This window comes from Lysinibacillus sp. JK80, from assembly GCF_027557635.1.
In the GTDB taxonomy this organism is placed as follows: Bacteria; Bacillota; Bacilli; order Bacillales_A; family Planococcaceae; genus Lysinibacillus; species Lysinibacillus capsici.
In genome coordinates this window covers 1,676,203-1,701,084 of sequence record NZ_CP058997.1, presented here as the reverse complement: position 1 = coordinate 1,701,084, position 24,882 = coordinate 1,676,203, and the positions used below count along the sequence as shown (strand labels likewise).

At 35.4% G+C, this 24,882-nt stretch carries 22 protein-coding genes; 15 read left to right on the top strand and 7 right to left on the bottom strand.

Translation table 11 applies throughout. The annotated features are described in order from the left end of the window. The first annotated feature begins 34 nt into the window (after nucleotides 1–34). Nucleotides 35–346: a cupin domain-containing protein gene (locus HXV90_RS08985; RefSeq protein ID WP_066036654.1), complete on the top strand. Its 312-nt coding sequence runs from the start codon at nucleotides 35–37 to the stop codon at nucleotides 344–346. Nucleotides 347–439: 93 nt separating this feature from the next. Here the strand turns inward: HXV90_RS08985 and HXV90_RS08980 are convergent, their stop codons facing one another. Further along, the gene (locus HXV90_RS08980; RefSeq protein ID WP_269898834.1) at nucleotides 440–1,180 is read right to left on the bottom strand and encodes an SDR family oxidoreductase; all 741 of its coding nucleotides are present in this window, start codon (nucleotides 1,178–1,180) and stop codon (nucleotides 440–442) included. Between the two features lie 133 nt (nucleotides 1,181–1,313). Between HXV90_RS08980 and HXV90_RS08975 the strand changes: the two genes are divergently transcribed. Then, nucleotides 1,314–1,850: a TetR/AcrR family transcriptional regulator gene (locus tag HXV90_RS08975; RefSeq protein WP_048391146.1), complete on the top strand. Its 537-nt coding sequence runs from the start codon at nucleotides 1,314–1,316 to the stop codon at nucleotides 1,848–1,850. Between the two features lie 676 nt (nucleotides 1,851–2,526). After that, nucleotides 2,527–4,998 carry an S-layer homology domain-containing protein gene (locus HXV90_RS08970; RefSeq protein WP_269898833.1) on the top strand — a complete coding sequence of 824 codons (2,472 nt, stop codon included), beginning with the start codon at nucleotides 2,527–2,529 and terminating at the stop codon, nucleotides 4,996–4,998. 740 nt (nucleotides 4,999–5,738) lie between these two features. On the opposite strand, the gene HXV90_RS08965 is transcribed toward HXV90_RS08970, so the two are convergent. Both HXV90_RS08965 and HXV90_RS08960 read right to left on the bottom strand, forming a co-directional pair. Further along, a complete protein-coding gene (locus HXV90_RS08965; protein ID WP_269898832.1) occupies nucleotides 5,739–6,866 on the bottom strand; it encodes an acyltransferase in 1,128 nt (375 codons plus the stop codon). A 288-nt stretch (nucleotides 6,867–7,154) separates the two neighbouring features. After that, on the bottom strand, nucleotides 7,155–8,147 hold the full coding sequence (locus tag HXV90_RS08960) for an NADPH:quinone oxidoreductase family protein (RefSeq protein WP_048389661.1): 993 nt from the start codon (nucleotides 8,145–8,147) through the stop codon (nucleotides 7,155–7,157). A gap of 126 nt (nucleotides 8,148–8,273) precedes the next feature. On the opposite strand from HXV90_RS08960, the gene HXV90_RS08955 reads away from it, so the two are divergent. The 10 genes from HXV90_RS08955 to HXV90_RS08910 all read left to right on the top strand — a co-directional run bounded on the left by HXV90_RS08955 (nucleotide 8,274) and on the right by HXV90_RS08910 (nucleotide 18,653). Further along, entirely contained in the window at nucleotides 8,274–8,861 is a 588-nt protein-coding gene (locus HXV90_RS08955; RefSeq protein WP_054550665.1) for a TetR/AcrR family transcriptional regulator, read from the top strand. 374 nt (nucleotides 8,862–9,235) lie between these two features. Continuing rightward, on the top strand, nucleotides 9,236–10,141 hold the full coding sequence (gene rocF / locus HXV90_RS08950; protein WP_269898831.1) for an arginase: 906 nt from the start codon (nucleotides 9,236–9,238) through the stop codon (nucleotides 10,139–10,141). A 268-nt stretch (nucleotides 10,142–10,409) separates the two neighbouring features. Then, entirely contained in the window at nucleotides 10,410–11,837 is a 1,428-nt protein-coding gene (locus tag HXV90_RS08945) for an amino acid permease (protein ID WP_004232450.1), read from the top strand. Between the two features lie 203 nt (nucleotides 11,838–12,040). After that, on the top strand, nucleotides 12,041–12,841 hold the full coding sequence (locus tag HXV90_RS08940) for a DUF817 domain-containing protein (RefSeq protein WP_269898830.1): 801 nt from the start codon (nucleotides 12,041–12,043) through the stop codon (nucleotides 12,839–12,841). 159 nt (nucleotides 12,842–13,000) lie between these two features. Next, nucleotides 13,001–13,588 carry a pyridoxamine 5'-phosphate oxidase family protein gene (locus tag HXV90_RS08935; protein WP_269898829.1) on the top strand — a complete coding sequence of 196 codons (588 nt, stop codon included), beginning with the start codon at nucleotides 13,001–13,003 and terminating at the stop codon, nucleotides 13,586–13,588. A gap of 220 nt (nucleotides 13,589–13,808) precedes the next feature. Then, complete coding sequence (gene vanR / locus HXV90_RS08930; protein ID WP_269899033.1) at nucleotides 13,809–14,501, top strand: VanR-ABDEGLN family response regulator transcription factor; 693 nt, start codon at nucleotides 13,809–13,811, stop codon at nucleotides 14,499–14,501. A gap of 22 nt (nucleotides 14,502–14,523) precedes the next feature. Next, complete coding sequence (locus HXV90_RS08925; RefSeq protein WP_269899032.1) at nucleotides 14,524–15,618, top strand: sensor histidine kinase; 1,095 nt, start codon at nucleotides 14,524–14,526, stop codon at nucleotides 15,616–15,618. 88 nt (nucleotides 15,619–15,706) lie between these two features. Next, nucleotides 15,707–16,624 (top strand): D-alanyl-D-alanine carboxypeptidase family protein, encoded by a 918-nt coding sequence (locus tag HXV90_RS08920; RefSeq protein WP_048389674.1) that lies wholly within the window; start codon nucleotides 15,707–15,709, stop codon nucleotides 16,622–16,624. A gap of 219 nt (nucleotides 16,625–16,843) precedes the next feature. Continuing rightward, nucleotides 16,844–17,239, top strand: coding sequence for a VOC family protein (locus HXV90_RS08915; RefSeq protein WP_103117691.1), 396 nt, complete (start codon nucleotides 16,844–16,846; stop codon nucleotides 17,237–17,239). A 283-nt stretch (nucleotides 17,240–17,522) separates the two neighbouring features. After that, on the top strand, nucleotides 17,523–18,653 hold the full coding sequence (locus HXV90_RS08910; protein WP_269898828.1) for a CamS family sex pheromone protein: 1,131 nt from the start codon (nucleotides 17,523–17,525) through the stop codon (nucleotides 18,651–18,653). A 31-nt stretch (nucleotides 18,654–18,684) separates the two neighbouring features. On the opposite strand, the gene HXV90_RS08905 is transcribed toward HXV90_RS08910, so the two are convergent. Next, a complete protein-coding gene (locus HXV90_RS08905) occupies nucleotides 18,685–19,155 on the bottom strand; it encodes a hypothetical protein (protein ID WP_048389677.1) in 471 nt (156 codons plus the stop codon). A 219-nt stretch (nucleotides 19,156–19,374) separates the two neighbouring features. Here HXV90_RS08905 and HXV90_RS08900 point away from each other — a divergent pair, with 219 nt between their 5' ends. Then, complete coding sequence (locus HXV90_RS08900) at nucleotides 19,375–20,637, top strand: NtaA/DmoA family FMN-dependent monooxygenase (RefSeq protein WP_257961494.1); 1,263 nt, start codon at nucleotides 19,375–19,377, stop codon at nucleotides 20,635–20,637. A 34-nt stretch (nucleotides 20,638–20,671) separates the two neighbouring features. On the opposite strand, the gene HXV90_RS08895 is transcribed toward HXV90_RS08900, so the two are convergent. The 3 genes from HXV90_RS08895 to HXV90_RS08885 all read right to left on the bottom strand — a co-directional run bounded on the left by HXV90_RS08895 (nucleotide 20,672) and on the right by HXV90_RS08885 (nucleotide 23,924). Then, nucleotides 20,672–21,598, bottom strand: coding sequence for a TIGR03943 family putative permease subunit (locus HXV90_RS08895; RefSeq protein ID WP_048389679.1), 927 nt, complete (start codon nucleotides 21,596–21,598; stop codon nucleotides 20,672–20,674). 11 nt (nucleotides 21,599–21,609) lie between these two features. After that, on the bottom strand, nucleotides 21,610–22,608 hold the full coding sequence (locus HXV90_RS08890; protein WP_048389680.1) for a permease: 999 nt from the start codon (nucleotides 22,606–22,608) through the stop codon (nucleotides 21,610–21,612). A gap of 134 nt (nucleotides 22,609–22,742) precedes the next feature. Further along, complete coding sequence (locus tag HXV90_RS08885; protein ID WP_054550677.1) at nucleotides 22,743–23,924, bottom strand: AraC family transcriptional regulator; 1,182 nt, start codon at nucleotides 23,922–23,924, stop codon at nucleotides 22,743–22,745. A 164-nt stretch (nucleotides 23,925–24,088) separates the two neighbouring features. Between HXV90_RS08885 and HXV90_RS08880 the strand changes: the two genes are divergently transcribed. Beyond that, entirely contained in the window at nucleotides 24,089–24,847 is a 759-nt protein-coding gene (locus HXV90_RS08880) for an SDR family NAD(P)-dependent oxidoreductase (RefSeq protein WP_054550678.1), read from the top strand. Nucleotides 24,848–24,882: the final 35 nt, after the last annotated feature.

The window sequence follows — 24,882 nt, the reverse complement described above, 5'->3', positions numbered from 1 at the left end:
AACCTTTTCCAAAAGTAAATAAGGAGAGATGAATATGCAAGATCAAGTTATCAATATAAATGAGAAATTATCCGAATTAAAGGAGCTTTGGTCACCGAAAATTATTGGTGAAATACACGATTTTCAATTCAAAGTGGTGAAGATTGCTGGGGATTTTATATGGCATGAACATCAAGGGGCTGATAAGGTATTTATTGTGCTCGAAGGGGAGATGTTCATTGCTTTTCGGGATGGCCAGGTGAAAATATCCAAAGGTGAGATGTTTATTGTTCCGGGAGAAGCAGACCACAAGCCCTTTGCTGAAAAGGAATGCCATATTATGCTTGTGGAGCCTAAGGTCATGTAGGCATTACCAGAATAACAAAAAGAGATAGATGATTTTTTATCTTACCCCTTTAGATTAATCTAAAGGGGTATTTACCTTGGGAACAGTTCGTTATTAAGCTAAACCACCATTTACGAAGATTACTTGTCCATTTACCCAACGTGCTGGTCCTGCTAAAAAAGAAACAACTTCTGAAATATCCCTAGGTTCTCCTAGTCTTTCTAATGGTACAGCATTTGCTAAATTATGAATCTGTTTTTCATCTTTTCCATGGAAGAACAAAGGTGTTGCCGTTGGTCCAGGAGCTATTGCATTAACAGTTATATCTTTTCCTCTTAATTCACGAGCTAGAATCATTGAAATAGATTCAACAGCTGCTTTACTTGCTACATAAGCACCATAGTTTGGAAATTGGCTACGAGTGACAGAGGTAGAGAAATTAATTATGGAGCCACCTCTCCTTACTCGTTGTGCAGCTAATTGTGAGATAACAAATGTACCTCTGATGTTTGTGCGATGCATTTTATCTAAATCATTTAAATTCAAATCTGCAATTGGACTAAGTAACATGATTCCTGCTGTATTTATCACGACATCTATACCACCAAAAGCGTTTTCTACTTGATCAAAAGCCATACTCATTTCTATTTCATTTGCTACATCACCTCCCACACTTATAGCATGTCCTTTATCAGCTAATATTTCTTCAACTAATTCGTTAGCCTTTGATTCACTTGAAGAAAAGTGAACGCCAACTGCATAACCTTCTTGTGCTAATTTTGCTACAACAGTATGTCCTATCCCTCCAGATCCGCCTAATACCAAAGCAACACGTTTATACATTTCTTTCACCATAAAATTCATCCTCCACAATCCGTTATTAAAAGTTACATTTTTTTATTTTTGTAACTTTGTTATTGTATGTTACACATGTTATAGTTACATTGTCAACAAAATGTAACTATGAGAAGCGAAAGGAGTATATTTAATGGCTATTCTTTCAGAAGAGAAGATTTTTTCTACGGCTGAAGCAATTATTTTAAGCAAAGGTATAAATAAAACAACATTATCAGATATTGCAAAGATGCTAGGCGTAACACATGCTGCGCTTTATAAACACTATAAGAATAAGGATGATTTGCTCCAAAAGCTTGCCCTTAAGTGGTTGGATAATACTTCTAAAGATTTGTTTGAATGGAGTCCTAAAAAAGGCGTTGATGCGGAAATCGCTTTACATGATTGGCTATGGCTTCTTCATGTCACAAAAAGAAATCTGTATCAAAATCATCAAAAAATGTTTCTGTTGTATACAAATTATATAGAAACAAATAAAGATTTAATTAAAGATCATCTCCAGCATCTTGCTAAAAAAGTTGAAGAAATTAGTGGTTGGGAAAATAAGGGGATGGCAGTTATTGTAGCTTTTACTTACTTCCATAATCCTTATTTTGCTGAACGGTGGAATCAGGGGGACCATCTACATTTGTTTGAACAGGTTTGGTCTGTTGTTAGTAGATCTCATTAAGTCTTGATCTTTCAAAGTAAGTACTGCTTGTTGTGCTTTTATGATCAAAATTATAAAACGGATTGGGAAATAAGCATTTCCCCAATCCGTTTCTTTTTATTATTAGATTCAGCTAAGGCAATCTATTTCTATAGGGGAGATAGGATAATGGGGTAAATGAAGAATTTGCAATCAAAGCATTCAGATACTCAATTGAATATTTCTAACGAGGCATAAATGGATAATAGAATCGTAGATGTAATTTCAGAAGGATAAAAATTTATGATTCAGTATATCATTATATCGAAAAAATAATGAAATCGGATTAGATTAAAAAAGGAGTTATTTGTAAATTTAATTGAAACAGCTACTTTTGCCGTTAAAGGTTATAGTATTTCTAAATTATAGAAATTTTTTATGAAAAGATTCCCTATATAACCAATGCAGTATTAAAATTACCTTATTTTTAGCGTTTATTTATTGGTAATGAAGTTATATTATTGTCTTGTAAAGCAAATTACAGTTTGATTGGGATATTTAATCATGAAAAATTTAGAAGATTGCTTTACATATAATTGGTTGAATTATTATTTGTGGGAACGATTTATACATATTTTTATAATTTTATAATTAAATAGCGCGATAATATTGTTCTCACAGAATAATATAATTTATTAAAATTCTGGAGGAATATACTATGACAAAACAAAACAAAGGTCGTAAATTTTTCGCAACTACAGCTACAGCAGCACTTGTAGCATCAGCAATCGTACCAGTAGCATCAGCTGCGGAATTTCAAGATGCAGCTAGCATTTCATCTTGGGCAAAAGAAGCTGTTCAATTTTTAACTGATAAAGGCTACATCCAAGGCGATGAAAAAGGAAACTTCAACCCAGCTGGTACACTTACTCGTGCAGAAGCGGCTGAAATTTTATCAAAAGCATTAGATTTAAAAGCTACTGGTACTGAAGATTTTTCTGATGTTAGTGAAAATGATTGGTTCTATAATGCAGTACTTGCAACTTCACCAGAATTATTTGATGGTATGGGCAATGGTAAATTTGAGCCAAAAGCTCAATTAACAAGAGAACAAGCTGCTAAAGTCATCGTTCAAGGCTACCAATTAACAGGTAAAGCAGATCTTAGCCAATTTGCAGATGCTTCTAAAGCTTCTAAATGGGCTGTATCTTACTTAGAAACAGCTGTAGAAAATGGTGTAATCAATGGTAAAGGCTCTTTATTAGCACCACAAGATAAAATTAGCCGCGAAGAATTCGCTACAATGGTAAAACGTACGATTGATGCAGTTCAAGAAGTAACACCAGCTGTAGAAGCTGTAAAAGGGCTTAATGCAAAAGAACTTGAAGTGAAATTCAACACAGCTGTTGATGCAAAAGATGCAGCAATCACAACAAAATATGCTGTTGAAGGTGTAGCAATCACTAACGCAGTAGTATCTGAAGACGGTATGACAGTTACGTTAACAACTGATAAAGAAGTAAAATTAACAAATGGTAAAGTAACTGTAAAACCAATTAAAACAAAAGCGGATGCTAAAGTTCTAACTGAAGAGTTCAACAAATTAATCACATTTGCAGATACGACTCCTGTAAGCGTTAATTCTGTAGAAGCTAAAGGTACTACAGCTGTTATCACTTTCGACGAGCCAGTACAAAGTGAAGGAACAATCAGCTTAAATGGTACAGAACTATCAAAAGATCGTTATACTTTGTCTGGTAAGAAATTAACAATTACTGGATTAACAGCAGAACAATCTTACAAAGTAGACATTGTTGGTGCAACTGACTTCGCTAATAATATCGCAAATCCTATCGCAGTTAACTTCACAGTTTTGAAAGCAGACGTTGATAATTCAAAACCAACTGTTTCTACAGCAGTGAATGGTACAGAAATTACGTTTGATTTCTCTGAAGAATTAATGAAACAAAATCTTAATACAGATGCAGAGACTAAAGAATATGCAAAAGTAACAGTAGGATCAACTGTATTCTATTTAACAGATGCTGATATTAAAGATACAGAGGATAAAACTGTATTTACTATTGATGCTAAATCTGCTTTAGGTACAGCTACATTCATTAATACAAACATTAAAGTAGAAGGACAAAAAGATTTAGCTGGTAATGCAGGTGATGCATTTGAGTTCAATGCTATTCTTTCAAAAGATTTAACACCTGCTACACTTGTTTCTGCTGCTACTAAAATGTTAGTAGCTGATGATGTAAATGCTACTACAGACGTTGATGCATTATACCTTACTTTTAGTGAGCCAGTAAAAGTAGAAGGAAAATTAACTGTTAAAACACAAAATGGTATTGCTTACACTACTGGAAAAGAAACAGCAGTAAAAGCAGATGCAGGTTTCGATGTAGATGGTAACGGTAAAATCGAGGGTGCAGAGAAAAACACTGTAAAAGTTGACATTGATCTAGATAGCAATTCAACATACACTTTCGAGTTATCTGCTAAAGCAGTAACAGATTTAGCTGGCAATGTAACTGCTGATACTGTTACTTTCAATGTAACAACAGGCGTATTTGAAGCTACACCTGAAACACCAACAGATTCATTAGTATTCGGCGCTACTCCAGTTGTTGTAACTGACAATAACGTATTCACAGTTGAGTATGCTAAAGATGTGACTGCAACAGCTACAAATGCTGCTAACTACACACTTGGAGGAAAAGAACTTCCTGCAGGTACGCAACTTCAGTTTGTAGATGGTACTAAGAAAGTAAGATTCACTTTACCAGAAGGTTCTATCACAGCTAATGGTAATTATGTACTTGAAGCTAGCAATGTAGTAGATACAAAAGGTAACACGCTTAAAGGTGGAAAAGTGACAACTCAAGTAGCACTTAAAGAAAATATTGTTCCTGTTGCTACTAAAGTAACTGCAGTAGATAGCAAAACATTTACAGTAGATTTCTCTGAAAATATTGCTGATCAAGCTGCTCCAACAGGTGTTACTGTTAAAATTGCAGGATCAACTGTAGAACTTGCTTCTATTACAGTAGCTGGTGGTAAACTTACTGCGACAACTAAAGCTGACTATGCATTAACAGACAGCATTGTAGTTGAATTCAAATCAACAAACCTAGTTGATGCTAATAACAACAAAGTAAAAGACGGTTCTATTGCAAAATAATTAAATCGTTCAAAAGCCCTGTGGAGATTTCCGCAGGGCTTTTTTAGTGTTTAAATAAGATCATGCTAATAGGAGAGAAAGACCTTTAGGCAAGGCGAGAGGTTGATTTCCGTTCCGCCAGCGTCCTTTCCAGGGGGCGTCCGATGAGCCGCTGTGTTCGCTCCAGGGTCTCCTCTGAGACGCTAAATCCCCTAGGAGTGACGCTGGCTCCACTCCAATCAACCATTCTGCAAAAGTGTTTTTTCATACTAGCGGTAGCGATCAAAATAGCCCATGATTTGCATGATTAGAAAAAGGATAGGTTTTTATTTTCAATGTAGAGAAGTGATGCGTGATAACACCTCTTCATAAAACCTTCACTTTATTTGAAAACCTTTGCTAATAAGGTAACACTTTTGTGGGGGAGGGGAGGGCTTCTTGACTCCCGTGGGATAGCAAGACAGGCAAAACGCTAAACGGAGTGGTAGCGGAGGAAGCAATTCGGCGCTCGCCAACAGGAAAGTAAGTAGCCTGCAACGGAAATTCATTTTCACTTTTTATTGATTGCTTTTTTAACACTATGAAACCCCTTGGTATATTTCCACAGGGTCTTTTTAATTTGTTTCTTCTTATTTAATAATGCACCACAGAAGAAACATTAGTATTTCAGTAACGGTAAGCACAAAATAACAGGTTCTCAACTAAATATACACAGCCAGTTGACGGAAACAAATCGACGACTGGCTGTGCATATTGAACGGCTATTTGTAAGGGAATTTGCTCGGGATAGGTCCAAAGGCAATCCAATGATATTTAAAGAATCTGCCCATCAATAGCACGACCATCCATGTGACGAATAGAGCAAAGGTAAAGCCACCAATGCTCCATAGGTGATAGATTATACTATTACCACCAGTACTTAATTGTCTATAAAGGAAAAGGAAAAATGGATGCAATAGATAGACGCCAAATGATACTGTTCCTAGATTGATTAAGCCATTTACAAAAGCATGGTTCCATTTATCATAGATCCAGAAAGAAAGCTGTAATAAGACAATACAGGCTGTTAAAGATTGTAGCTGAAAAACTAGCTCAAATATTGTGCTGTTCACTATATAGGTTTGTGATGTATAAACAAAGTAATATAAATAAACATTATATATAGTAGAAATTAGCCATATACACCACAGAAAAAGTATCTTGATAGGAAAATTTTCTTTTTTTAGTTGAAGCCATCCTTTGTATTTTTCAAAATAAATTCCTAAAAATGCCCCTGCTAAGAAATAAAAGAGATAGGAAAAAGCGATACTCCCTCTATAGGGATACTGCCATAACTCAGCGTTTAATAGAATAAAGACCCATTGAAGAACGAACCCAATCCAAATTAAATAAGGAGATAGTGCTGGTTTTTTCTTTAAAATATATAGGAATAATGGGAACATAAGATAGAATTGAACAATAATAAAAATATAGTATAGATGCGTATACGCTTTGCCTAATAAAAGTTTTTCTAGAAATTCGATACTAAATAGAGAACGCCATGTGTCTACTAAATCATGTGTCACATAAAATTGCATCGCTGCATAATAAAAAATAGAAAAAAAGAGATAAGGAATGAGTATTTGGGTCACTCTTTTTTTATAAAAATGAATGATAAGCTCCTTTGTTAAATCCTTTTGTATATAATTGTAAAATAATACAAAGCCACTTAAAAAAATAAAAGCAGGGACAGCGAATTTAGGGGAGATATTGAAAAATACATAAAATGGATATAATTTTGAGTCACTAGATAAAGTCGTTACAGGTGTACTAGTAGAATGAATAAGAAGAACAGCTAGAATGGCTAAAGCCCGTGTAATAGCTAATTCATTAATATGTGCTCGCTTCATACGATTATCTCCAAAGTATTAATTATAGTATTGAATTCCCAGAATACTGCCTACATACTCTATTGGTATGCTTGTTAGTACAAATTTAGACAAGCTTTGTTGCCTAAATTTGTCTAAAGGAAGCAAGTTGGTTGTTCATGAGCTACAATAAAGCGCTTTTATGTCAGGGAGATGTCAACAATAAAAAAAGCTACCACGCTCGCTTTGCGTAGTAGCTGTATGTTGTTATTCGCCATCTAGAATTATTTTCTGGGAAATAGAATAAAGAAGGAAGCTTAATTAAACTCCTTATAATGCAACAAGGATTCTACCTCTTGCTTGACCCTTCAGTAAAATAGGTAAAACATCAGGAAGTTGTTGTAGTGTTACCTCTTGCTGAATAAAATCATTAAGGTTTGCTGGTTTGAAATCAGTCGCTAGTCGATGCCAAATGTTTAATCGAATGTCCATTGGGCAATAAACAGAATCAACTCCAAGTAAACTCACGCCTCTTAAAATGAAGGGAAATACACTTGTAGGAAGCTGTGTACCTGCCGTTAAACCACTACATGCAACAGCCCCACCATATTGAATTTGGCTTAATAATGAGGCAAGTGGCTCTCCACCAACAGAATCAACAGCAGCAGCCCATTTTTGTTTGCCTAATGCTTTAATTTTTCCATCATAAACCTCTTCACGATTTACTATTGTAGTAGCCCCGAGTGATTGTAAATATTCATGTTCAGATTCTTTTCCTGTGCTCGCTTCAACTTGATAACCCAGTGTTGAAAGAATAGATACGGCAAAGCTACCTACACCACCTGTAGCCCCTGTCACAAGAATTTTCCCCTTTTCAGGATGAATACCATTTTCCTCTAACTTTTGAACAGATAATGCAGCTGTAAATCCTGCAGTACCAATTACCATAGCCTCTTTAAGGGAAAGTCCTTTTGGAAGCGGTACAATCCATTGCGCTGGGATGCGGGCATATTCACTAAAGCCACCAAAATGGGAAACACCTATTTCATAGCTAGTTGCAATGACCTCGTCACCAATTTTAAAGCGAGAATCCTCAGAAGAAACAACAGTCCCAGCTAAATCAATGCCAGGAACAAAAGGATAAGACGTAACGATTTTACCATCAGGAATAGAGGCAAGACTATCTTTATAATTAATACCTGAATAACTAACTTTAATTAATACCTCACCCTTTGGTAGATCTTCTAAAGTTAACTTGTTCACTTTCACTGTAAATGCATCATCTTTATTGACTACTAACGCACTAAAATTTTCTGCCGTCATCGTAAACGTCCCCCTACAATTTTATTCCATTAAACAGTATCAAAATTATTCTGACCGGTCAACATAAAATTGGATTGTTGCTACTCTTCATGTATAATAACTTCTATCAAGTCATCGGAGGCTCCTATGAAAAAGAAAGAGGAAGAACGTAAAAAACAGATTATGAAAGCAGCCTTTAACGCTGTTTCACAATTAGGTTATGATAAGGTTACACTACAAGACATAGCCAATCATGCCAGTGTCTCAAAAGGGGTAGTTCACTACTACTTTACAAGCAAACAAAACATTTTATTAGAATTACTTGAATCCACTACGAACAAAATCTACAGCTATGAAATCCAAGAAATAGGCAAGCATCAAACAGCTATAGACAAGCTTCATGCCTACTTAAATGCTGTATTTGTATCCCCTATAGAAAATAAAAAATTTTACAGGGTTTATTTAGATTTTTTAGCTCAGGCAAATAGCAATGAAGAGTACAAAAGAATTAACTTAAAATTTTATGAGAATTGCTGGGGAATTGGACAAGAAATTATTGAATTAGGAAAAAGAGAAGGTGTCTTTAGTTCAGACATTGATTCCTTAACCTATGCAAAAATGATGAGGGCAATGATTGATGGTTCATTAATTCAGTGGTTAACCTGCGATTTAGAAGAACAACATAAATTTTATAAAGAAACCTGTTTGAATAGTATTGTGCGATTATTAAAATAGGCAATTGAAAAGCCTTATTACTATTATAGTAAGGCTTTTTTTGCCGTAAAAAAGAAGAATAATTGAATGATTTTGGAAAATATTTATTAACATATTGCATTTATAGATAAAATTACCGTCAAAATTTTCGGAAAAAACTATAAAAAAAGAACAGTTTTAATATTTTGTTTAGTAATTTTTTACAAAAATACGCACTTAAAAGGAAAAAAATGTTTTGTTATGCATTGAAATAGCGTTTATGCAATCGTTTATACAAGAATAAATCTATGTTTTTAATAATTTAAACTGTATAAAAATTTAAAATAATGTCGAGTTGAGTCAATGTTGCAATTTCTTTATACTGTGAAAGTAATTATTGGAGAGGAGAAAACATCATGAATAAAGAAGTGACAATTATTGGGGTGCCCATGGATTTAGGTCAAACAAGAAGAGGCGTAGACATGGGACCAAGTGCTATCAGATATGCGGGGGTAACTGAACGACTTGAGAGACTTGGTTATTCGATTTACGACGAAGGGGATTTAACTATCGACCTCGTACACGAAGATAAAGACGCAGAAGGAAAGACAAACTTAAAAAATTTAAAAACTGTCACAGAAAGTAACGAGAAGCTAGGCCAAAAAGTAGACCATGAAATTTCTTTAAACCGTTTTCCTTTAGTTTTAGGTGGAGACCATAGTATTGCTATTGGAACATTAGCAGGAGTTTCCAAGCATTATGAGAATCTAGGTGTTATTTGGTATGATGCCCATGGCGATTTAAATACTGGTGAAACATCTCCTTCAGGAAATATCCATGGCATGTCTTTAGCTGTAAGCTTGGGCCTTGGACATCCAGCACTTACAAATATCGGAGGTTATGCTCCAAAGGTAAAGCCTGAAAACGTTGTTATCATTGGTGCTCGAGATTTAGATCCTGGAGAAAAAAAGCTTATTAAGGAAATTGGTATTAAAGTATACACGATGCATGAAATTGATCGTTTAGGAATGACGAAAGTAATGTCAGAAACGATTGACTATTTAAAGGAGCGCACAGACGGTGTTCACCTATCATTAGATTTAGATGGACTGGATCCAAATGATGCACCAGGTGTAGGCACGCCAGTAGCAGGTGGTATTAGCTATCGTGAAAGTCATTTAGCTATGGAAATGCTGTCAGAAGCAAATATTATTACTTCAGCAGAATTTGTTGAGACAAACCCTGTATTAGATCAATACAATAAAACGGCTATTGCTGCGGTAGCTTTACTCAGCTCACTATTTGGCGATACATTACTTTAAGCCATGAATAGAAGTCATTTTGTATCCCAGAAGGAAGAACTTTTCTTAAAAAATTAGGTCGCGACAACCAACTATAAGAAAATAGCTCTCCCTATAGTAAGTTTACAATACAATTTAGCTATTCAATAGCCTTTATTTTGTCAGAAAATTGACAGTTCATAAAATATATAAAACAGTTTATCTATTAACATTCAAATTTTAGATTGTTATCTGTTTTGTACGAAAAAAAGAAAGTGCTTACACAGATAATGAATGTAAGGAGTTTTTTATGGCAGCAGAACAATATGAATTAAAAAGAAGTATGAAAGCAAGACACTTATTTATGATTTCACTTGGCGGATGTATTGGAACTGGTTTCTTTCTTGGATCAGGCTACACGATTAACCAAGCTGGGCCAACTGGTGCCATCCTAGCTTACTTAGTAGGCGGAGCAGTTATGTATTTAACAATGCTATGTTTGGGTGAATTGTCTGTTGCTATGCCGGTATCAGGTTCATTCCAAACGTACACAACGAAATTTATCGGTCCTGCTACTGGTTTTGCCGTTGGATGGCTATACTGGCTAGGTTGGGCAGTAACTGTTGCTCTTGAGTTTTTAGGGGCTGGACAACTAATGCAAAGATGGTTTCCTGATTCACCAGTATGGATGTGGTGCCTAATATTTGCAGCACTACTCTTTGTATTGAATGGTTTATCAGCAAAAGCATTTGGTGAAGCAGAATTTGTCTTCTCCAGCATTAAGATATTGGCAATTATTATGTTCCTTGCGGTTGGTGGAGCAGCTATGTTTGGGCTAATCGATATGAAAGATGGAACAAATGCCCCTTTCCTTACTCATTTTTATGAGGGTGGATTGTTTCCTAATGGTGTAACAGCACTGCTTATTACAATGATTACCGTGAATTTTTCATTCCAGGGTACAGAATTGATTGGTATTGCTGCTGGGGAGAGTGAAAATCCTGAAAAGACTATCCCTAAATCTATTAAGCAAACTGTTTGGCGTACGCTGTTCTTCTTTGTGTTATCCGTATTTGTACTTGCAGCAATGATACCAATGGATAAAGCAGGGGTGGTGGAAAGTCCATTTGTAGTCGTATTAGATAGCATAGGTATTCCATATGCAGCAGATATTATGAATTTTGTTATCCTAACAGCCTTATTATCTGTCGCAAACTCGGGTCTTTATGCTGCAACACGTATGCTGTTCTCACTATCTGTCGAAAAGATGGCAAGTCCCGTTTTAGGGAAAGTTAATAAAAGAGGTATCCCAATGAATGCATTACTAATCACACTCGCTGTAGCAGGTCTGTCTTTACTGTCAAGTGTATTTGCTGCTAATACAGTCTTTGTGTGGTTATTATCTCTAGCAGGCTTAGGTGCACAAATTGGTTGGATTGCGATTACAGCATCTCAAATTGCATTTAGACGCTCCTATATACGCCAAGGAGGAAAAGTAGAGGATTTAAAATTCAAAGCGCCACTGTATCCAGTGATCCCTATTTTAGGTTTATTAGCGAACTGTATTGTTATGGCAAGCTTGGCTTTTGATCCAGCTCAACGTTTAGCACTCTACTGTGGTGGAGCATTCTTCATTGGTTGTTATATCGTTTATTATTTAAAAGTGAAAAAAGTGACGAATTTAGAAATAAACCAACAAGAAGTCCAATTAAAATTAAATCAAAAAATATATCTTTAATATCAAAGAGTAGCTACTTACATGGCTACTCTTTTCTTCATAGATAAGCAACAACAAAGACGTATTTAACAAAGAATAGTTCCAGTAATAAGAGAAAAAATTTATTGTTTTTCGATAAATAAATATTGAAATAAGATAATTTATCGTTTATTCTTCATACAAGAAGCAATTTAATTATGAACAAGTTCATTTGAGGTGGATTCATGTTGAAGAATTTTATTAAAGACTTAGGAGTCTTTACGTATCATCAATCATTATCTTGTATTTTTCCTGTTGTGATATTTGCTACACTTGCACTCTCTAAAGTCATTCAAATACCTGGGGTAGGAAGATATGACTTTATTCTGGCAATTTGTCTATTGACTCAGTACTTGATGTATAAATTTGGTTTAGAAACAAAGGATGAAATAAAAGTCATTTGCTTGTTTCACATTATTGGGCTCGTGCTCGAACTATATAAAGTGAATTTCAATTCATGGTCATATCCTGAAGAGGCGTGGACAAAAATAGGGGGTGTGCCTTTATATAGCGGATTTATGTATGCGAGTGTAGCAAGTTATATTTGCCAAGCTTGGCGTAGGTTTGATTTAAAAATTGTAAGCTGGCCAAAAAGTTATGTAGCTATTCCACTTGGAGCCATTATCTACTTGAATTTTTTCACACACCATTTTATTTATGATTTTAGATGGCTGTTAATGGCACTACTATTTATTGTGTTTTATCGTACTGTTGTAAAATTTACAGTACGGAACAAAGTCTTTAAAATGCCCATCGTTGTATCGTTCTTTTTGATTGGCTTTTTCATTTGGATTGCTGAAAATATTGCAACGTTCTTTGGAGCATGGTCCTATCCGAATCAAGAGGTGTCTTGGTCGATTGTTCATTTTGGTAAAATCAGTTCATGGTTTTTACTTGTAGTCATTAGCATTATGATTGTTGCGCAACTTAAACTATTCTATCGTGATGTAGGTGAAAATTTGGAGAAGAAATCATTCAATATATGACATTCATTTGTAGTACTAGAGAACTTCTAAGAAAATAGTATGGGCTTTTGATAAACTAGTATTTTTACCTTGTACCCATGCCCTTTCATCAAACTGTCCCTTTTTTAACGTGCAATACTGCTGTAGACTCCTTTTTAGAAGAGGATAGGGGGAATGATAATGGTAACAGATATTCGGATGATAAATAGAGCTTGTACAGATGAAAAACAAATTAAACAATTTTTAGAAGGCGCACAAACTGCATTTCTTGGTTTGGTAGATCAACATATGCCATATGTTATTCCGCTAAATTATGTTTACAAAGACGGAAGTTTTTATTTTCATGGTGCCAACGAAGGAAGAAAAATAGATATTCTAACAAATAATCGGAATGCATGTATCACAGTAAGTGAAAATTATGGAACAATGGTAGACCCTATTCCTGCTGAGACTGATACGGCTTATATAAGTGTAGTAGCAAATGGTTTGGTGGAATTTGTTACAGATTTAAATGAAGCTACTGCTGCTATGCAGGCAATGCTTGATAAATATGTACCAGATTATTACCAAGCACCTTTATCAAAAAAGCATATCGAAAAATATCAGTCATCTTTAGGGAGCAAAACGCTTGTGCTAAAAGTGAAACCGACCAGTATAGCTGTAAAAGAGAATAAATTAAATAAACAAATGCTATATTACGCAGGTAGAGTGGTAACACAGGATATGAGTCGAAAATCTACTGCTACAGCAATCAATCCAACAAATTAATTACCAGAAAATGCGAGGCTTGGGATATAACCTAAGCCTATTTTTGATGTAGTAATAGTTCATTATGAAGCTATCTATGATTTTGTTAATATAAACCTATTAAAAGTAGAGTTGGAAAGATGTTTTCATCTAACTACCCTAATAATAGATATAGTCATGCGTAAGTGCTATAATGCCTGTGAAAAATCATTGGAAAACAAGTAGGGAGAAGGAGAGGGCAATACAGTTGAATATATTAGTTGTTGACGATGAAAAGGAAATTGCAGATTTAATAGAACTTTACTTAAAAAATGAAAACTATCATGTATTTAAGTTTTATACGGCTCAAGAGGCTTTGGCATGTATTGAGCTTGAGAAAGTAGATTTAGCTGTTCTGGATATTATGATGCCTGATATAGATGGGTTTACTATTTTACGAAAAATCCGAGAAACACTGAATTTTCCAGTGATAATGCTTACGGCAAAGGAAGAAGAAATCGATAAAATAAATGGATTTTCTCTGGGAGCAGATGATTATATAACAAAGCCATTTCGTCCATTAGAGTTGGTTGCTCGTGTAAAGGCGCAAATACGAAGATTTACTTTCTACAACCAAGGTTCGAAGCAACAGGAAGATATCATTGATTTTGCTGGCTTGGTGATTAATAAAAACACACGACAAGTCTTTTTAAATGAAAGGCCCATATCCCTTACACCTACTGAGTTCGCTATTCTTTGGTATTTATGTGCAAATCGAGGGACAGTTATTAGCTCAGAGCAATTATTCCAAGAAATTTGGGGGGAAAAGTACTTTAGCAGCAATAACACGGTAATGGTTCACATTCGACATTTACGGGAAAAAATGAAGGATGCTGCGGAGAACCCAAAGTATATTAAAACGGTTTGGGGAGTGGGGTATACCATTGAAAAATGAGTTTGGCAAACTGAAAAGGAAAATGGTTCTACAAATTATTTCGATACTTGTCATCGCTAGCATCATAGGCTTTTTTATTAATTTTGCATTTATTGATGGGGTCTTACAAGCTCCCTTTGCAGATGCTTTTATTGCTTTTTGTGAAAATGTCTTGCAGCTTGATTATTATGCTGCAAGCAATGCCTATCATGTGTTATTTCGACAAAATAAATCACTTTGGCTTGCGATAGGATTTATTTTATTATTATTGATTATTTTTTATATCGCCTTGTCTCGATTTACCCGATATTTTCATCAAATTAGTTCAAGTATTACCATGCTTGCTGATGAGTCAGGGAAGGAAATTGAGCTCCCAGCTGAACTCGATTTTTTGGAGAAAAAATTAAATAACGTGAAATATAAATTAGAAAAGCGTGCAAGGGATGCACAAGAAGCTGAGCAACGAAAGAATGATTTAGTTGTCTATTTAGCGCATGATATTAAAACACCTTTAACATCCATTATTGGCTACTTAAGTCTTTTAGATGAAGCGAGGGATATGCCGGTAGAGCAGAAAGAAAAATATGTGACGATTACATTAGATAAATCTTATAGACTGGAACAACTAATCAATGAATTTTTTGAAATAACCAGGTTTAATTTACAATCCATCATCTTAGAGAAAGATTCTATTCCTTTACAACATATGTTAATGCAAGTGGCCGACGAGTTTTATCCATTGCTGGCACCAAAGGGTCAAAAAGCCATCGTCAAATTAGATGAAGATATTACTATCTATGCAGACGGTAATAAGATAGCAAGGGTATTTAATAATATTTTAAAAAATGCAATTGCCTACAGTGATCCAAATAGTACAATTGAAATTAGTGCGCAAAGCGAAAATAATCAGACATTTATTTCGTTTACGAATACAGGGAAGACGATCCCTCCTGAAAAATTAAAAATGATATTTGAAAAGTTTTACCGCTTAGATAGTGCAAGGTCTACCCAAACAGGAGGTGCTGGGCTTGGTTTAGCCATTTCTAATGAAATTGTACAGGCCCATGGCGGAACCATTACCGCAACTTCTAGTAGTGATACAACCGTATTCACCGTGATGATTCCAACCAATTCTTAAGAAACCTTAAGAATTCACTAATAGTAAATTAAAAATAAGCTCCTTTTTTTATGGTTGAATAAAAGCATAAAGAGAAGGAGTTGTTTTTATGTTCAAGAGAAAAGGTATATTGAGTTTATTGTTCTTATCCATAATGATTTTCGTTTATTTACTATTGAAAGAATCGCCAATGACTTTACGTCAGGAAATAGATCATGCACCAAAAGTAGTACAAACAGCCAGTCAGCATATGCTCGATCTTGATATGTACAGTTCGAATGCAATTTTAGTGAATTTGGATGAAAATCAAATTGTTTTAGATAAAAAAAGTGAGGAAAAGATTTATCCTGCTTCTTTGACAAAAATGATGACGGTTCTAGTCGCGATAGAGCAGATCTCCAATTTACAAGAAGAAATCATTTTACCTAAACATATCTTTCGGGATTTATTAGAGGAAAATGCGTCAGTGGCGGGCTTTCTCCCAAATGAAAAGCTGACAGTAGAAGATTTGTTGTATGGCTCTATGTTGCCATCAGGTGCAGAGGCATCACTAGGTTTAGCTGAATATGTTGCGGGGTCAGAACGTGGATTTGTGAAACTGATGAACGAAAAGGCGCAGCAGCTAGGCATGAAAAATACGCACTTTGTGAATACAACTGGACTCCACCATTCAGATCATTATACAACTGTAAAGGATATGTCTTTACTTTTACAATACGCCTTAACAAACGATGATTTTCGAAATGTTTATACAGCAGAAAGATATTCTATAAAATCAACAAACCTTCATCCGGAAGGCATTACTTTTACCAGTCGCATGTTTCAGCATATGACGTCAAGTGCATTGCCAGGAGGGGAAATTTTAGGTGGAAAAACTGGCTATACAGAAGATGCAGGCTTATGTTTAGCAAGCTTAGCCCTTATAAATGGACAAGAATATGTGCTAGTGACAGTAGGAGCGGACGGCAGCCCTAGAACGGAGCAATATAATATTACCGATGCCATTTCGGTATATAGTCAATTATAACTAGCCCTAATAGTGTGTGATTAGAGAATAATTCATTTTCTAGTCACACTTTTTTGTAGTTGTAAAAATAATAGAATTGAATAATAGATGGGAGATTCCATATAAGTCTCTATAACCAACATGTTGTTGGTATGGCAGAAATAATTTATTAATTTTAATCTTCAGAAAAATGATATATAGTAAATATGATCAAATACATTCATCTTTAAGGAGGATACTATGGGGAGATTAGTTCATTTTGAAATTCATGTAAGTGATATGGATCGAGCTAAGGATTTTTATGGGGAAGTTTTTGGATGGTCATTTCAGGACTGGAGTGAATATGCAGGCATGCCTTACTTCGGTGCCGTGACAGGTGAAGATGGTGAACTTGGCATTAACGGTGCTTTAATGCAACGCCAAGGGCCTCCACCAGAAACAAACCAAGCGTTGAATGGCTATGCTTGTACAATGGGTGTTGAAAGTTATGATGTAACGGAAGCAAAAATTCTTGAAAACGGGGGCAAAGTAGCCATGCCAAAGTACGCATTGCCAGGAATGGCATGGCAAGGCTATTATATTGATACAGAAGGCAATGTATTTGGTATTCACCAGCCCGATAAAAATGCCAAATAGTATTGAGGGGTAAATCGCTCTAAGAAGGAGGGAACCCGCTCCTAAAGAAGCGAAAACCCGCTCTTAAAAGTGTGAGAGCCACTCCAATGTAGTGAAAAACCCACTCATTAGCAGTTGAAAGCAGTAAGACCTATGTTCGAGAAAACGAGCATAGGTCTTTTTTTGATTATCTGATAGGTAAATGGGGAGATTTGTAAATATATAATGTTTTATTTTGGTAAATTTGGTATCGTTGAATGAGGTAATTTATCAAATGATACATAGTATGCAAGGAGAAATAGCAATGAAAAAAAGAAGCTTTATGTTATTTTTATTCGCACCAATATTGATTTTAGCATCTTGTAGTAGTGAGGACGAAAGTGTTACTGCTAATGAGAAACAGTATATTTCATCGATACAGAAAAAGGAGGTCTATGAGATTCAACAGCCTGCAAAAGTCAATATTGCTAGAGGTTCAATCATCAATAATATGAATAATGCTTTAAATATTAATGAAATTGAAAGAGGACTCATGAATTTATCGGTGAATCATTTCTCAACTGACAAGTTTTATATGCAGGAAGGTCAATATCTGGAAGAGAAAATGATCAGCCAATGGTTAAGTAGAAAAACAGATGAAGGTATTGGGTTAAATCCAGCCATTGAAACTAGAAGTGACAATGTGCTAGAGGATGAAAAAAAGTATCCTTTGATTCTCTCACATGTGTTAGAACAAAATTTTATTAATAAAGAAAATAACAAAGTAGAGGGACTATCGATCGCGATCTCGTTAAATGAATTTTATGATATACGAGTTTCCGATGCCAATGGTTTAATTTACACAGGCCAAGTGAAAGTAGACCAAAAGGATGATGATATCAACGATGTTAAAAATTATGGTAAGGAAGTAGCTAAAAGGATTCTTGAGGATATTAGAAAAAATGAAAAATATCCGAGAGTCCCTATTTATTTAACTTTATATCAAGAATCTAATATAAACGATATTATTCCAGGCATATTTTTAGCTGAAACCTTTATTCCTAAAGATGCAGATACCATAACAAAATGGTTTGATATAGATAAAAAGCATTATATATTCCCATCAGATGCTTTATATAGTTTGGACCAAAATATGTATAATAAATTATTAATTTTTAAAGAGGATATTCAAGGTGGATTTAAACATTTAAATCCTAAAATCATGGGAAAACTTCGTTATGAAGATGGCAAATTAACAGATATTAATCTAGAAATACATGTACCACTGGTTAATGATATTGAATTAATTGGCTTGTTACAGCTCACTAGTACAAAAATAAATACAATTTTATTTGACTATATCCCCATCACCATTCGGGTAATCGATCAGAAGCAGGATGTTGGAATTGTTCTCTGGGACCCAACGGAAAAACAAATTTTTGCAACACCTATTTGAATAGAAAAAAGCTAAAGGGTGAAGCTCCATATTAAATTTCGTAACTTGTATTTATATCTACTGTAATTGAAGAACCATCATTATTATCAAATTTCATGAACCATTGACCAGCTTGGCTTGCATCCAACTCGTAAGTTGAAGTAAATGATTGTCCAGATTTAATGATCTCTCCGTCTATCCAAACCGTTCCATTAGGTGCAGTTAATATAAACCTAATAGATTGTGAGCTGTTATTTTTTACATAAATTTGAATTGTATCAGTGCCATTACTAGGTCCTTTAAAATTAAAGCTCATCGAACCCTGACCAGTTGGAAAGGTAGAAGACGTTGTAAGAAGAGAATCATCACTTTTTTCAGCTGTGGGGGTAGAATAAGATTCCTCAGCAGAAGCACCAAGGTTCGGCGGAATAGATGGTTGGAGTATAGGATCTTCTATAAAAGATGCTCCACCAATTGGAAATATAAAAAGAGTAACTATAAATAAAGAGGTAAATTTTCTCATGATTCCTCCGCTTAAATATTTTTGAATTATCTCAATAATGCCTTTATTTAACTTTATAGTAAATATTAGTTTGGTTGCTTATTTTTCATTTGTAGAGGACCTTCAAAAACTTAATAGTCATTCATTGCAATCTCTGCCATGAATGATTATTATGAAAATGATAATCGTTATCAATTAAAAAGAAGGAGAGTAGCAATGAAAAGACACCTTATTATTGGAATGCATTTAGCTGTTTACGGTAATCATGGCAAACAGGGTGCCTTGATAGAAGAACATATTGCATTTGCGCAGCGTGCTGAAGCAGCGAAATTAGATTTTGTATTTAAGGCGGATTATTTAACAGCTCATCCAGAATTAATGGCTAAAATGAAAGGAACAGTTGGCTTAGATCCTAATTTTTTAATGGCGATGGTGGCAAGAGAAACGAAACAGATTGGCTTAGTAACAACGATTTCCACATCCTTTACGCCACCTTATCTGATTGCGCGTCAATTGCAGTCCTTAAATTGGATTAGCGAAGGACGAGTTGGATGGAATATCGTAACCTCTATAGATGGCGCCCATAATTTCAGCAATGAGCCCATGCCTTCTTCCGAGGAGCGTTATGCTAAAGCTGCAGAATGTACAGCGGTGGTCAAGCAGCTATGGCATAGTTATCCCTATGAAACATTAGAAATGGATGGGAATTTAGAGAAAATAAAAGAGCTTGTTAAGCCAATTGAGCATGAAGGAGAATTTTTCCATATAAAAGGTCCCTTAAATCTCCCAATGCATCCAGCAGGAGAGATTCCACTCTTCCAAGCAGGAGCGTCGGATGTTGGGCGGCAATTTGCGGCTACTGTTTCCAATGCGATTTTTGCGGCTACACCAGTCATGGAGGTGGGTATTGAGATGCGTAATGATTTGCGTCAGCAGGCTATAGAAGTAGGTCGTTCAGCCGACGATATTCGCTTATTACCCGGACTCTATTTCTTTATAGGGGATACATATGAAGAAGCACTCGAAATGCACCGACAAGCACATGCACATTTAACACTTGAGCGGCGCTACAGTGCTTTAGAATCTGTGATTGGCATGGATGTTCGTCATTTGGCACTTGAAGATCAGGTAACGGTTGATATGCTGCCATCAAAAGATCAACAAGTACGTAGTAAAACACATGCAGATTTGGTACGTCGTTATATTGTAAACAATGAACCAACAGTCGCAGTATTGTTAGCACGCCCAGAGGTAATTGGCTCAGCCCACCTTGTAGCAATCGGTACACCACAGGATATTGTCGATCAAATCGTTACTTTTTATGAAGAGGGTGCATTGGATGGCTTTATTGCCATACCAGGCGGACCTGCGAAATCTTTGGATTTGTTCTTTAGCGACGTTATTCCCATGTTAGTAGAGCGGGGTTTATTCAGAGCTGAATATGAAGGTAGCACATTACGTTCCCATTTAGGCTTAGATGTGCGATCCCCCATTAATAGCTGAAAAAGGGCAAGCCATAAGCTTTGCCCTTTTATTGCTAGAAACTCATTCGAATATTAATAGGATAAAGATAAGGTGATTCAGGTTGTTCGATTGTTACCCAATCATCAATATGGATAACAGGTAAGCTTGCACCTTCATATGTTGTTTGACTAATTGTACCGACCACTTCAATCCATGTATCTTCTGTGAGTGTAGGAGCGTCCGAAAACTCTGTCAGAAAGCCGACAATACTGGCATCGGCGACGCAATGCGTAATAAGAAATCTTGAAATCACTAGTTGCTTTTCTGTAAAATTTTCTTCTTTTAAAACAAAGCCCTTCAACTGTATTTTCTTCCCCAAATAGTTAGCCAAATTTTGATTAATTTCTTCATAATAAATCGTGTAGTCCTCATCGGTCATTTTTAGCATGGATTGTTGGGATAGCTGTTGCTTTAATTGCTCATATTGTTTTTTTGTCATTTCCTGTTTTTCCTCTGTCAGTCGGGGATCAGCTTCATGTTCATCATAGATGTTTTCATCAATCGTTTCATTTGAAGTGAGGTAATCCTCTATTTTAGATGATTGATTTTGCTGGGTGAGAATAAATGCACCACCTTTTTTATCAGCGATGGATGCATCTAAAATTTTTGCTGGCACGAAGAAGCCTGTCATTATTGGTGTCATGATAATGAGGTAGGCTATCATTTTTTTTCGGGTAAAGGCTGTGTGACCATGGTCGTGATGGGAGCAGCATGCTTGTCCCGTTTGAACACATGAATGGGGAACCTTTGAAAAAGATATAATTCTTGTCACTTGAACAAGAAATAGTATAAAAAATAAAATGGCGGCTGTTTTACTCAGCCCTTCATATTTAGGGTTGATAAATTTTGTTAGTTCTCCGGTCCAATGCAGGTTGGCAATCATAGCCGAAAAGGCGAGTAACATGAAGGCTCTTAGCGCTTGTTGAACGTGAAATTTCATGGTTTTCCCCCTTAGAGATACGCTGAAAGAATCCATATACTAATGTAGACAACTGTAGCCACTAAGGCGATTAACCAAAAAACAAATTTTAAACGAAATACGCTCATCAACATAATGGTATTTTTCAAATCGATCATAGGGCCAAAAATAAGAAAGGCCAGAATGGATGGAGTGGAGAAAATAGCACTAAAGGATGCGCCAATAAAGGCATCTGCCTCAGAGCAAAGTGACAGAATGAAGGCTAAGCCCATCATAACTAGAATGGAGGAGGGTTCACCTTCTCCAATGGCTACGAGTGTTTTGGTAGATATATAGGTTTGTACAAAGGCAGCTAAAAATGCCCCGATAATTAAGTATTTACCCATATCAAAAAATTCATCGATGGCATGTTTGACCATATTTAATAATTTGGTGAAGAAGGATGTTTGTAGACTAGGGATTGTTAATGAGTAGGGCTGTAAAGAGCTCTTAAATTGGGAGCCTTTAAAAAATAAGCTGATAAGTAATGCTACTACAATAGCAATGACAAAGCCAACAAGCATTCGAAGGCTCGCTATTCTTAAATCATTTCCAAATGCCATATAAGTAGAAAGAATAACAACGGGATTAATAAGTGGACCAGTTAACATAAAGCCTATAGCTGCATGTATAGGTACGCCTTTGACAATCAATCTTCTAACAATCGGAACAATCCCACATTCACAGGCTGGAAATAATGCACCTACAAGACAACTCATGATAACTGCCATCACAGGGTTTCGAGGAATCCACCTTTGGATATGTTCCTCTGTTATAAAAATCTGTATAAAGCCAGCAATCAGTATTCCAATTAAGACAAATGGTAATGCTTCAATTAAAATACTTAAAAATATCGTATTTAAATTGAGTAGAGAGGAACTAAGGTCGTTTAAAGCTGAGACGTTGTATAACAGTAGTGGTAGAATGCCTAGGAATAAAATGAAGAGCAGCCAAAAATTCAATACATATTTAGAAAAATGGAGACGTTCCACATAGACCTCCTTAAAGTGTAATGGTTACGTTTTAATTCAAGATATGACATAGATGATATTGTTAGTACTTCAAAAAAGGAAAGAGAAAGTAAAAATTGATTTCTACCATCTTTTTACTTTCCCTCTATATCGAATTATTTATGAGAATACTTAGTTCTATATTGTTTAGGGGTAATTCCCGTAAATTTTTTGAAAACTTTAATGAAATAGCTTTGATCTGTGAAATTAAGTAATGAACCGATGTCTAGGATTGGATAGTTGGTAAATGTTAAGAGTTTTTTCGCCTCATCAATCCTTTGCTGCTGAATATATTCACTAAAGGAAGTACCTACTTCCTTTTTAAATAAGGAGGAAAGATAATTGGGGCTTAGGTGGCAAATTGCTGAAAGCTGGTCGAGTGTTAGATCTCCATATAATTCATTTTCAATAAAATGGATACAGGTAGTAATGGGTCCAGAATACTTCCTTGTATTTGCCTGTGATACACGGCTTGTATAGTCGTAAATAGCTTCCTCCATTAACGAAAGAATTTCGATTAAACTGTTTTGATCCTCTAGCTTTTGAATGTAAAAATCATTTAATGTAAAGGCTGTTTCTTCATTTAAACCACCCTCAATTGCTGCACGGCAAATAAGTGCAATGCCTGTAATCATCAAATATTGAACACTTCTTAAATTATTGCGTTTTGATAGTATTCCAAGTTCTGCTTGCTCAACAATGGAATAATTCAAAACTTCATTTAGTTTCTCTATACGCCCATTTTTCACATTGTCTAACAATATTTTTTCATAGTAAAGATTTGTATGAACAATATCATTTCTTCTTGCATAGGAGAGCTCAAGCGTAGTATTTTCCTCATGACGAATGAGAGGTCTTAATGCTTGGTTGTGATAAATGACAGCAGATTTATTTAATTTCTTTTGATAGATGGCGTAATACACAAATAAACTAATGGCTAAACTTTGTTGATAATGAAGAATAGGAATCAGCTCTTGATTAACACTTGTCTTTATGTCTTCCACTTCTGGAGAAAGGGAAGGGCCAACTACAATTGCACCTAAATATTGATCCTCTTGCTGCACATTAATATAGAAAAAATTAAACTCAGCATAAGAGAAAAAAATTGGATAGGCATTAGAATCTTTATGGTAAGGATATGTTTTCAACTGTTCCTTTAAAGAAATGTAAGATGGATTATTTGTTGATGAATAGTCAAAGATTATTTTTCCTAATGAATTAATATAAGTGACTGGAAGATGATGTGTTTCATAGATTAATTGGCTGATGTATTGAAGATCAATAGTGTTAATTTTCATGTTCCTACACTCCAGTTCGTAATAATTCTATTAAAATGAAAGCATTTACATTTTTATTGGATAGACATTGAGAAAGTACTATTTTGTGTAGAATAATACAATAAATAAAGGAGAAGTAGCAATAAAATAGACAGTGACTTTAAAATGTTAGGGAGGAATAGAAGATGGATCTTTTGAATAAAATTGCAGTTGTAACAGGCGCAGGAAGCGGAATTGGAAGAGCTAGCAGCTTGAAACTTGCTAGCAATGGTGCAAAAGTGGTGGTAGTGGATTTCAACAAAGAAACAGGGGAAGAAACAGTAAGCTTGATTAGAGAACAAGGCGGGGAAGGTATTTTCGTTCAGGCAGACGTTTCAAAAAGTGAAGACGTTCAGAAATATGTCAATACTGCTGTTGATACGTACGGACGTATTGATGTATTTTTCAATAATGCTGGGGTTATTCAGAAAATTTCTCCACTAACAGAGATTGAAGATGAAGAATATGACCGTATTATGTCAATCAATGTGAAGGGTGTATTCCTTGGCTTAAAATATGTTTTAAAAGTAATGGAGGGACAAGGAAGCGGTTCAATTATAAATACAGCTTCTACAGCAGGAGTTCGCAGTGAGCACAGTATGGCTGTCTATTCTGCAAGTAAGCATGCAGTAGTGGGTTTAACAAAATCAGCTTCTTTGGAGTATGTAAAAAAAGGTATTCGGATCAATGGTATCTGTCCAGGGGGAGTAGAAACGGCATTAACAAACAGTGTAACTGCGATGTTTGAAACAGGTGGCTATGTGCCAGAGGAGATTCCAAATATGAGAATGGGACGCTATGCAAAACCAGAGGAATTAGCAGAAATGGTAGTATTCCTAGCATCAGACAAAGCAAGCTATATGACAGGCTCTATTGTGTTAGTAGATGGTGGTTTAACTTTATAATGAAAGAAGAAATCCAGTGAATCATTTCACTGGAT